We start from the raw sequence: 11,627 nt of genomic DNA on the forward strand, positions 1-11,627 counted from the left end.
CCACACACAGGGCAACACCGCCGACCTCCTCGGCGGTGTTGCCCTGTGGCCTTGTTACTTGGTTACTCGTATGCCGTTGTCACGCGTTGCCGAGGGAGTCGAGCCATTCCCGGACGATCCGCGCGGTCTCCGGGGCGTCGTCGCGGACCATGGAGAAGTGGTCCGCGTCCACGCTGCGGACGTCGACCGGGCTGCCGTGGTCCTCGCCGTAGATTCCGGTGTCGGTCCCGATGCCGAAGGTCTCCTTGGTGGCACGGATGATCAGTACGGGAACGGTCGTGTGCCGCACTTCGAGCTGGTTCAGCATGCCCATCCAGCGCGCCATCGCCGACAGCCTGGAGTTCGTCATCCGTACCGGCGAGACCTCGTCGACCATGAAGTGGCGTCGCATCAGGCCGGCGTAGTCGATGCTCTCGTTCTGCTCGTGCCGGAGGCTGAGGGTGTCCAGCAGCACGACGGCCTCGGGCCGGATGCCCCAGGTGTTCTCCAGCAGGGCCGCAGCCAGGTAGGCGAAGGCGCCGGCGGACGAGTGCCCGACCAGCACGAACGGGTTGCCGTCGCTCGCCCGCAGCGCGCTCTCCGCGATGACCCGCACCGCGGTCTCCGCAGTGGCCGGCAGACGCTCCCCCGTGGCAAAGCCGACCAGCGGCAGCGCGCTGACGTGCCGCTCACCTCGGAAGGACGCGGCGAGCCTGGCGTATTCGTGTACGCCACCGTTGGCGGTGGGTGTGCTCACACAGATCAGCCGCGGCGTGCCGGGGCCCTCGGCGAGGGTTGCCGGGAGCGGCAGATCCTCCAGTTCGGCGGTGTTCTCGAAGCTCGGACGCAGGGCGCCGAGGGCGGAGAGCATGCGCTGGGCCTCCGGGACCTTGCCGCTGTCCAGGGCGTCGAGGAACATCCGCTCCAGCGAGTCGGTCTCCGGTGCGGCGACCGGGAGGAAGCCCGCTTGCGACGCGGAGCCGTCCAGGGCCGACTGGGCGGCCAGGTCGGCGTAGAGCCGGGCCGCGAGGTCGGTGGGGTTCTTGCTGTCGAAGACCACGGTTGCCGACAGCCGTAGTCCGGTGACGGTGGAGAGCCGGTTGCGCAGTTCGACGGAGGTCAGGGAGTCGAAGCCCAGCTCGTAGAACTCCCTGCGGGCGTCGACGTTCTGGGATGAGGCGTGTCCGAGGACGGCGGCGGCCTCGGTCCGTACGACATCGGTCATCAGCTGCGTGCGCTCCTCGGGGCGCGCGGCCCGCAGCCGGTCGGCGAGGGACACGGCCGTCTCTCCCGTCGTGTTCACGGCCGTGCGGCGGGCGCCCTTGACCAGGCCGCGCAGCATCGACGGGACGGGGCCCTGGGCCCGCACCGGTCCGGAGACGCGGCCGACCGCGACGAGGTGGGTCGCGCTGCCGGCGGTAGCGGCGTCGAAGAGCGCCAGGCCGCGCTCGGGGCTCAGCGGTGCGGTCCCGTACGAGGCCATCCGCTGCATGTCCGCATCGGAGAGGGTGGCGGTCATACCGCCACCCTGGGTCCAGGCGCCCCAGGCCAGGGACTGCGCGGGCAGCCCCAGGCCCGCCCGGTGCCCGGCCAGCGCATCGAGGAACACGTTGCCCGCCGCGTAGTTGCCCTGTCCCAGAGAACCGAGCACTCCGGAGATGGACGAGTACAGGACGAACGCGGCCAGGTCGAGGTCCTTGGTGGCCTCGTGCAGATTCCAGGCCGCATCCACCTTCGGGCGCAGTACGGCCGACAGCCGCTCCGGCGTCAGCGAGGCGATCACACCGTCATCGAGAACACCGGCCGTGTGGATCACCGCGGTCAGCGGATGCGCGGCATCCACCGCACCCACGACGGCCTCCACCGCCGCCCGGTCCGCTACATCGCAGGCACGGACCGCTATCTCGGCGCCGTGGGCGGCCAGTTCGTCGCGCAGCTCCCCTACGCCGGATGCCTCGGGTCCGCTCCGGCTGACCAGCAGCAGATGCCGTACACCGCGCTCGACCACCAGATGCCGGGCCAACTCACGCCCCAGACCCCCGGTACCACCGGTGACCAGCACCGTGCCGTCCGCATCCCACTCCCGCGGCGACACGCCCGCGCCCTCGTTCGACTCGACCAACCGCCCCACCCGCACAGCGCCTTCGCGCACTACGAACTGAGCGTCCCCGGCAGCCAACAGACCCGGCAGACCCGCAAGCACCTCCGCCAGGTCTCCGGAGTCGGCCTCCAGGTCCACCAGCGCGATCCGCCCCGGACTCTCCGACTGCGCCGAGCGCACCAGACCCCACACCGCAGCCGCGGCCACATCGCGTACGGACTCGCCTCCGTCGGCGGAGACCGCGTTACGGGTGACGAACACCAAACGCGAAGCGCTCGTCCCCTCCCGGCCGGACCACTCCTGAAGCAGACCGAGCGTCCGGGCCGTCAACTCGTGCGCGGCAGCAGGCACATCACCACCCACACCGGACACGGGAACCACCACGAAATCCTCATCGCCGGAGAGGTCCGCCAGAGTGGCAACCGATGCGCCCACACCCAGCTCATCCGCACCCAGGGACACGCACCGCACCCCGGCAGGCGGCACCTCAGGACCCGACACCCACTCCAACGACAACAGTGCGTCGCGCTCCGCGCCACGTCGCGCCGTCAACGGTGCGTCTGTATGGGTGAGTTGGGTGCGCAGAACGAGTTCCTCGACGGACAGGACGGGGGCGCCTTCGGCGTCGACGGCCACAAGAGACAGCGTGTCCTCGCCGGTTTTGATCACCCGGGCCCGCAGGACCGAGGCGCCGCCCGCATGCAGCGACACACCGCGCCAGGCGAAGGGCAGGAACGTGTCCCCCGCAGCGCCGATCCCGGCCATCCGGCGCGACTGGAGCACCGCGTCCAGCAGCACCGGATGGAGCCCGAAGGCCCCGGCGTCCTCGGCGACCTGGTCCGGCAGCGCCACCTCCACGTAGGCACCGTCCTCGCACTGCCACACCGAACGCAGGCCCTGGAAGGCCGGGCCGTAACCCGTCGTGTCGTAGAAGCCCTCCAGGTCGACGGCCTCGGCGCCCTGCGGCGGCCAGACCGTGGACCCGAAGTCCACGATCCGTTCACCGCTGGTCAGCGTGCCGCCCGCGTGCTGCATCCACGGCTGGTCGGGGTCGCCGTCGGGGCGGGCATGGATGGAGATCGTGCGGGTGCCTGCCTCGTCGGCGGGTCCGACCAGCACCTGGACCTGGGTGCCGCTCTCCTCCGCGAGCACCAGCGGAGTCATCAGGACGAACTCGTCGACCCGGTCGCAGCCGACCTGATCGGCGGCGCGCATCGCCAGCTCCAGAAAGCCGGTGGCCGGGAAGAGGACGCTGCCGCCCATGGTGTGGTCGGTCAGCCACGGGTATGCCTGAAGCGACAGCCTGCCCGTCAGCACCACCTCACCGGACTCCGCGAGGGTGAGCGTCGCGCCCAGCAGCGGGTGCTCGGCGGACCGCAGACCCGCACCGACCACATCGCCGCTGAGCACGGCGGGACGAGGCCAGTAGCGCTCGTGCTGGAAGGGGTAGGTGGGCAGGTCGACGCGGCGGGCACCGGTGCCGGCGAAGATCCCGGACCAGTCCACCCCGACGCCCGCGACATGCAGCTGGGCGAGGGCGGTGAGCAGCGCGGTCTCCTCGGACCGGTCCTTACGCAGGGCCGGTACGGTGGTCGCGGTGCCGTCCAGGGTGTGCTGGGCCATCGCCGTCAGCACACCGTCAGGGCCCAACTCCAGGAAGACGGAGGCCCCTTCGGCGGCCAGGGCACTCACACCGTCGGCGAAGCGCACGGTCTCGCGCACATGCCGGACCCAGTACTCGGCCGAGCGGACGAGGTCCTCGGTGGCGAGTTCGCCGGTGAGGTTCGACACCAGCGCGATCCGCGGGGCTTCGTACGACAGTCCCTCGGCGACCCGTCGGAAGTCCTCCAGCATCGGCTCCATCAGCGGCGAGTGGAAGGCGTGGCTGACCGGCAGGCGCCGTGTCTTACGCCCCAGGCCGGTGAACTCCTCGGCGATCCGCAGGACTTCGCGCTCCTCCCCTGCGATCACCACCGCCTCCGGGCCGTTGACCGCCGCGATCGACACCCCGTCGACCAGCCGTGCAGCCACCTCGCTCTCTGCCGCCTGAACGGCGACCATCGCGCCGCCCGCCGGGAGGGCCTGCATCAGCCGCGCACGGGCCGCCACCAACGCACACGCATCCGCCAGCGAGAACACCCCGGCGACATGCGCCGCCGCGATCTCACCGATCGAGTGCCCGGCCACGAAATCCGGCCGCACACCCAGAGACTCAGACAGCCGGAACAACGCCACCTCGATGGCGAACAGCGCGGGCTGGGTGAACCCGGTCTCGTCCAGGCCCTCCGCCTCGCCGAACATCACATCCCGCAACCCGGCATCGAAGTGCGCCAGCACCCCGTCCAACGCCTCGGCGAACACCGGGAACCGACCGTACAACTCCCGGCCCATCCCGACGCGTTGAGCACCCTGCCCCGAGAACAGCACCGCCAGCTTCCCGGCCGTGTGCTCGGCGTGCCCGCGTGCCACCTCGACGGTTTCGCCGCCCTCGGACAGCAGCACCGCACGGTGCTCCAGATGCGCCCGGGTGGTCGCCAGTGAGAGGCCCAGGTCGAGAGGCGACCGGTCGGTCAGCGCGGAGATCCGGTCGAGCTGCGCGGTCAGTGCCTCCTCGGACTTCGCGGAGACCAGCCAGGGCACGGCCGACGGCGAGGTATGCGGCCCTTCCTCGTCCTCGGGCTCCTCGGCGGCCGGTGGCTGCTCAAGGATGATGTGGGCGTTGGTGCCGCTGATGGCGAAGGACGACACGCCGGCCCGCCACGGCCGGTCGGCCTTGGGCCACTCCTGAGGCTCCGTCAGCAGTTGCAGCGCACCGGACGACCAGTCCACATGTGACGACGGCGCCTCCACATGCAGCGTCCTGGGCAGGACGCCGTGCCGCATCGCCAGGATCATCTTGATCAGCCCGGCCGCGCCGGCCGCCGCCTGCGTGTGACCGAGGTTGGACTTGACCGACCCCAGCAGCAGCGGCCGCTCGGGGTCCCGGTCCCGGCCGTACGTGGCCAGCAGCGCCTGCGCCTCGATCGGATCACCGAGCGCGGTGCCGGTGCCATGGGCCTCGACCACGTCCACGTCCGAGGCCGACAGACCGGCGGCGGCCAGCGCCTGCCGGATCACCCGCTGCTGGGAGGGACCGCTGGGGGCCGTCAGGCCGTTGGAGGCGCCGTCCTGGTTGACGGCCGAGCCCCGGACGACCGCGAGGACCGGATGCCCGTTGCGGCGGGCGTCGGACAGGCGCTCCACGACCAGAACGCCCACGCCCTCGGACCATGCGGTGCCGTCGGCCGTGTCGGAGAACGCCTTGCACCGGCCGTCCGGCGCCAGCCCGCCCTGCCTGCTGAATCCGACGAAGCTCATCGGCGTCGATATCGCCGTCACCCCTCCGGCCAGCGCCAGCGAGCACTCCCCCACACGCAGCGCCTGGGCCGCCAGGTGCAGTGAGACCAGGGAGGAGGAGCATGCGGTGTCGACGGTGACGGCCGGGCCCTCCAGGCCGAAGGTGTACGAGACCCGGCCGGACAGGATGCTGGCGATGAGGCCGGTGCTGCCGTGGCCTTCGATGTCCTCGCGGGAGTTCATCACGGTGTTGATGTAGTCGATACCGCTCGTGCCCACGAAGACACCGGTCTCGGTGCCCCGCAGGGACACGGGGTCGATTCCGGCGCGCTCCAGGGCCTCCCAGGAGGACTCCAGCAGGATGCGCTGCTGGGGGTCCATCGTCACGGCCTCGCGGGGCGAGATGCCGAAGAAGCCCGCGTCGAACGAGGCGGCGTCGATGAAGCCGCCTTCGGCGGTGGCACTGCTGCCACTGCCGTCGCCGGCGAGCAGGTCGAGGTCCCAGCCGCGGTCCGTGGGGAAGGTCGAGATGCCGTCCCGGCCGTCCTTCAACAACTGCCAGAATTCTTCCGGCGACCGCACGCCACCCGGTAGTCGGCAGGACATGCCCACGATGGCTATCGGTTCCTGCTTGGCGGACTCGACTTCCCGAAGCCGTTGGCGGGTCTGGTGCAAGTCGTTCGTGACCCACTTGAGGTAGTCAACGAGCTTTTTGTCGTTCGGCTTGTCGTTCGGCATGCCGTGGAACCTTCCGTGGAAATAAGGGGCCGGACTCAGCGATCGCTGTGACGGCCGAGCTCGTTGTCGATGAAGGCGAAGATCTCGTCGGTGCTGGCGGCTTCGAGCCGCTCGGCGACCTCTGCGCCGTCCTCCTCCGCTGGGGCGTCCCGCCAGTCGTCAAGGATCTGCGCCAGACGGGCGGTGACGGCGGCCCTGGTTCGGGCGTCGGGCGCGCCGGCGGCGAGTGCGGAGTCGAGCCGTTCGAGTTCTGCCAGGAGGGCCGGTCCCGTGGCGGCCTCTTCCACGAGCTCCGAGACGAAGTGGTCGGCGAGCGCGGTGGGGTTGGGGTAGTCGAAGACGAGGGTGGCGCTCAGCCGCAGTCCGGTGAGGGCGGAGAGCCGGTTGCGCAGTTCGACGGAGGTCAGGGAGTCGAAGCCGAGTTCGTTGAACTCCCGCCGGGCGTCGACGTTCTTCGCCGAGGCGTGTCCGAGGACGGCGGCGGCCTCGGTGCGGACCAGGTCCGTCATCAGGCGCGGGCGCTCCTCGGGGCGCGCGGCCCGCAGCCGGTCGGCGAGGGACACGGCCGTCTCTCCCGTCGTGTTCACGGCCGTGCGGCGGGCGCCCTTGACCAGGCCGCGCAGCACCGACGGGACCGGGGCCGAGGCCCGCACCGGCCCGCCGACCCGGCCGACCGCGACGAGGTGGGCCGCGCTGCGCGCACAGGCGGCGTCGAACAGGGCCAGGCCGCGCTGCCGGCTCAGCGGTGCGGTGCCGTAGGAGGCCATCCGCTGCATATCCGTGTCGGAGAGGGTGGCGGTCATGCCGCCGTCCTGGGTCCAGGCGCCCCAGGCCAGGGACTGCGCGGGCAGCCCCTGCCCCATCCGGTGCCAGGCGAGCGCATCGAGGAACACGTTGCCTGCCGCGTAGTTGGCCTGTCCGGGAGCACCGAGCACCCCGGAGATGGACGAGTACAGCACGAACGCGGCCAGGTCGAGGTCCTTGGTGGCCTCGTGCAGATTCCAGGCCGCATCCACCTTCGGGCGCAGTACGGTCGACAGCCGCTCCGGTGTCAGCGAGGTGACCAGCCCGTCATCGAGGACACCGGCCGTGTGGATCACGGCGGTCAACGGGTGTTCGGCCGGTACGGCAGCGACGAGAGCGTGCACCGCCGCCCGGTCGGCCACGTCGCAGGCGCGCACGGTGACCTCCGCGCCGTGGGCGGCCAGTTCGTCGCTCAGTCCGGAGACGCCCGGCGCCTCGGGTCCGCTCCGGCTGACCAGCAGCAGATGCCGTACACCGCGCTCGACCACCAGATGCCGGGCCAACTCACGCCCCAGACCCCCGGTACCACCGGTGACCAGCACCGTGCCGTCCGCATCCCACTCCCGCGGCGACACGCCCGCGCCCTCGTTCGACTCGACCAACCGCCCCACCCGCACAGCACCTTCGCGCACTACGAACTGAGCGTCCCCGGCAGCCAACAGACCCGGCAGACCCGCAAGCACCTCCGCGAGATCGCCGGAGTCGGCCTCCAGGTCCACCAGCGCGATCCGCCCCGGACTCTCCGACTGCGCCGAGCGCACCAGACCCCACACCGCAGCCGCGGCCACATCGCGTACGGACTCGCCTTCGTCGGCGGAGACCGCGTTACGGGTGACGAACACCAAACGCGAGCCACTTGAGCCCTCGCGGCCGGACCACTCCTGAAGCAGACCGAGCGTCCGGGCCGTCAACTCGTGCGCGGCAGCAGGCACATCACCACCCACACCGGACACGGGAAGCACCACGAAATCCTCGTCCCCGGAGAGGTCCGCCAACGAGGCGACCGACGCGCCCACACCCAGTTCATCCGCGCCCAGGGACACGCACCGCACCCCGGCCGGCGGCACCTCAGGACCCGACACCCACTCCAACGACAACAGCTCATCGCGCTCCGCGCCGTGCCGTGCCGCCGCCTGGCCGGTGCCGGGGTCGCGGTAGGCCCGCATCACCATCGCCTCGGCGGACAGTACGGGTGCGCCTTCGGCGTCGACGGCCGCGATGGACATCGAGTCGTCGCCGGTCTTCACGACCCGGACCCGCAGGACCGAGGCGCCGCCCGCATGCAGCGAGACGCCTCGCCAGGCGAAGGGCAGGAACTGGTCGTCCGCGCTGCCGACCCCGGCGATGCGGTGCGACTGCAACACCGCGTCCAGCAGCGCCGGATGGAGCCCGAAGGCCCCGGCGTCCTCGGCCACGTGGTCCGGCAGGGCCACTTCCGCGTAGGCACCGTCCCCGCAGCTCCACACCGAACGCAGGCCCTGGAACGCGGGGCCGTAACCGGTCCCTTCGTAGAAGCCCTCCAGGTCGACGGCCACCGCGTCCTGCGGCGGCCACACGGTGGAACCGAAGTCCACGACGCGCTCGCCGCTGGTCAGCGTGCCGCCCGCGTGCTGCATCCACGGCTGGTCGGGGTCGTCTTCCGGGCGGGCATGGATGGAGATCGTGCGGGTGCCTGCCTCGTCGGCGGGTCCGACCAGCACCTGGACCTGGGTGCCGTTCTCCTCCGCGAGCACCAGCGGAGTCATCAGGACGAGGTCCTCTACGCGGTCGCAGCCGGCCTGGTCGGCGGCGTGCATCGCCAGCTCCAGAAAGCCGGTTCCCGGGAAGAAGACGTTGCCGCCGATGGCGTGGTCGGTCAGCCACGGATGCGTTTGCAGCGACAGCCTGCCCGTCAGCACCACCTCACCGGACTCCGCGAGGGTGAGCGTCGCACCCAGCAGCGGGTGCTCCGCGGACCGCAGACCCGCACCGGCCACATCTCCGCTGAGCACGGCAGGACGAGGCCAGTAGCGCTCGTGCTGGAAGGGGGAGGTGGGCAGGTCGACGCGGCGGGCACCGGTGCCGGCGAAGATCCCGGACCAGTCCACCCCGATGCCCGCGACATGCAGGTGGGCGAGGGCGGTGAGCAGCGCGGTCTCCTCGGGCCGGTCCTTGCGCAATACGGGGACAGCCACCTTCGTCTCGTCCAGAGTGTGCCGGGCCATCGCGGTCAGTACCCCGTCCGGGCCCAACTCCAGGAAGGCGCTGGCCCCTTCGGCCTCCAGGGCGCTCACACCGTCGGCGAAACGCACCGTCTCCCGTACATGCCGCACCCAATAGTCCGGCGAGCACACCAGCTCCTCGACCGCGAGCTCCCCGGTCACGTTCGAGACGAGCGGGATCTGCGGAGCCCCGTACGACAGCCCCTCGGCCACCCGCCGGAAGTCCTCCAGCATCGGCTCCATCAGCGGCGAGTGGAAGGCGTGGCTGACCGGCAGGCGCTGCGTCTTGCGTCCCCCTGCCGCCAGCTCCTCCGCGATACGGAGCACCGCGGTCTCGTCCCCGGCGAGCACCACCGCCTCCGGGCCGTTGACCGCCGCGATCGACACCCCGTCGACCAGCCGTGCGGCCACCTCGCTCTCCGACGCCTGTACGGCGACCATGGCACCGCCCGCCGGGAGGGCCTGCATCAGCCGCGCCCGAGCCGCCACCAACGCACACGCATCCGTCAGCGAGAACACCCCGGCGACATGCGCCGCCGCGATCTCACCGATCGAGTGCCCGCCCACGAAATCCGGCCGCACACCCAGAGACTCGGCCAGCCGGAACAACGCCACCTCAATGGCAAACAGCGCGGGCTGCGTGAACCCGGTCTCGTCCAACCCCTCCGCATCACCGAACATCACGTCCCGCAACCCGGCATCGAAGTGCGCCAGCACCTCGTCCAACGCCTCGGCGAACACCGGGAACCGGACATACAACTCCCGGCCCATACCCACCCGTTGAGCACCCTGCCCCGAGAACAGCACCGCCAGCGGGCGGCTCGTCTCCGCGCGGCCCCGGGCCGCCTCGGACAGCTCGCCGTCGGGGCACTGGGCCAGCAGCACCGCGCGGTGCTCGAACGCCGAACGGCCCGAGGCGAGCGAGAATCCCACGTCCACCGGTGACGCCGTGCCCCTGCGCGAGGAGATCCGCGCGAGCTGTGCCGCCAGCGCCTCCTCGGTCTTGGCGGACACCAGCCATGGCACCACCGCGGGCGCCAACCCCGGTTCCGCCACCGGCTCTTCGTCCGGTTCCGCCTGCTCCACGATCACATGGGCGTTGGTGCCGCTGATGCCGAACGAGGACACGCCGGCCCGCCACGGGCGGTCGGCCTTGGGCCACTCCTGAGGCTCCGTCAGCAGCTCCACCTCCCCCGACGTCCAGTCCACGTGGGAGGACGGCACATCGGCGTACAGCGTCTTGGGCAGGACACCGTGCCGCATCGCCAGGATCATCTTGATCAGCCCTGCCGCGCCGGCCGCCGCCTGGGTATGGCCGAGGTTGGACTTGACCGACCCCAGCAGCAGCGGCCGCTCGGGGTCGCGGTCCTGACCGTACGTGGCCAGCAGCGCCTGCGCCTCGATCGGATCACCGAGCGCGGTGCCGGTGCCATGGGCCTCGACCACGTCCACGTCCGAGGCCGACAGACCGGCGGCGGCCAGCGCCTGCCGGATCACCCGCTGCTGGGAGGGACCGCTGGGCGCGGTGAAGCCGTTGGAGGCGCCGTCCTGGTTGACGGCCGAGCCCCGTACGACCGCGAGGACGGGATGCCCGTTGCGGCGGGCGTCGGACAGGCGCTCCACGACCAGAACGCCCACGCCCTCCGACCACCCGGTGCCGTCGGCCGTGTCGGAGAACGCCTTGCACCGGCCGTCCGCCGCGAGCCCGCCCTGCCTGCTGAACTCCATCAGGGAACCGGGGGACGACATGACGTTCACCCCGCCGACCAGGGCCAGCGAGCACTCACCGGCCCGCAGGGCGTGGCTCGCCGTGTGCAGGGCCACGAGCGAGGACGAGCACGCCGTGTCGACGGTGACCGCCGGGCCCTCCAGGCCCAGCGTGTACGACAGCCTCCCGGAGGTGGCGCTGGCGGCGATTCCGGTGCCGATGTCGCCGGTGGCGTCGGCCAGGGAGCGTACGAGCAGGTAGGCGTAGTCCTGGCCGTTGGTGCCGATGAACACGCCGGTGCGGCTGCCGCGCAGGGTGGTCGGGTCGATGCCGGCGCGTTCGATGGCCTCCCAGGAGGTCTCCAGCAGGAGGCGCTGCTGCGGGTCCATGGTGACGGATTCGCGAGGTGAGATCCCGAAGAAGTCCGCGTCGAAGTCGCCCACGCCGTCGAGGAAGCCCCCTTCCTGGCTGACGGCGTTGCCGCGCCGGTCGACCCCGGCGTCCCGCAGGGCGTCCAGGTCCCAGCCGCGGTCCGTGGGGAACGCGCCGATGGCGTCCTTGCCCGCGGTCAGCAGCTCCCACAGGTCCTCGGGCGACTGGACACCGCCGGGGTAGCGGCAGGCCATCGCCACGATCGCGATCGGCTCCGTGGCCGCGGCGACGAGCTTGCGGTTCTGGCGGCGCAGGTTCTCGGCTTCCTTCAGCGAGGCGCGGAGGGCTGCGACGACGGTTTCACTGGATGTGGTCATGGTCCGCTCTT

At 71.4% G+C, this 11,627-nt stretch carries 2 protein-coding genes; both read right to left on the minus strand.

Annotation, left to right across the window (positions count from 1 at the left end):
- Positions 1 to 79 precede the first annotated feature (79 nt).
- Positions 80 to 6,154 (minus strand): type I polyketide synthase, encoded by a 6,075-nt coding sequence (locus SNA_RS21320; RefSeq protein WP_044366219.1) that lies wholly within the window; start codon positions 6,152 to 6,154, stop codon positions 80 to 82.
- A gap of 35 nt (positions 6,155 to 6,189) precedes the next feature.
- Entirely contained in the window at positions 6,190 to 11,616 is a 5,427-nt protein-coding gene (locus SNA_RS21325) for a type I polyketide synthase (protein WP_052808953.1), read from the minus strand.
- Positions 11,617 to 11,627: the final 11 nt, after the last annotated feature.

Source organism: Streptomyces natalensis ATCC 27448 (genome assembly GCF_000935125.1).
Lineage (GTDB): Bacteria > Actinomycetota > Actinomycetes > Streptomycetales > Streptomycetaceae > Streptomyces > Streptomyces natalensis.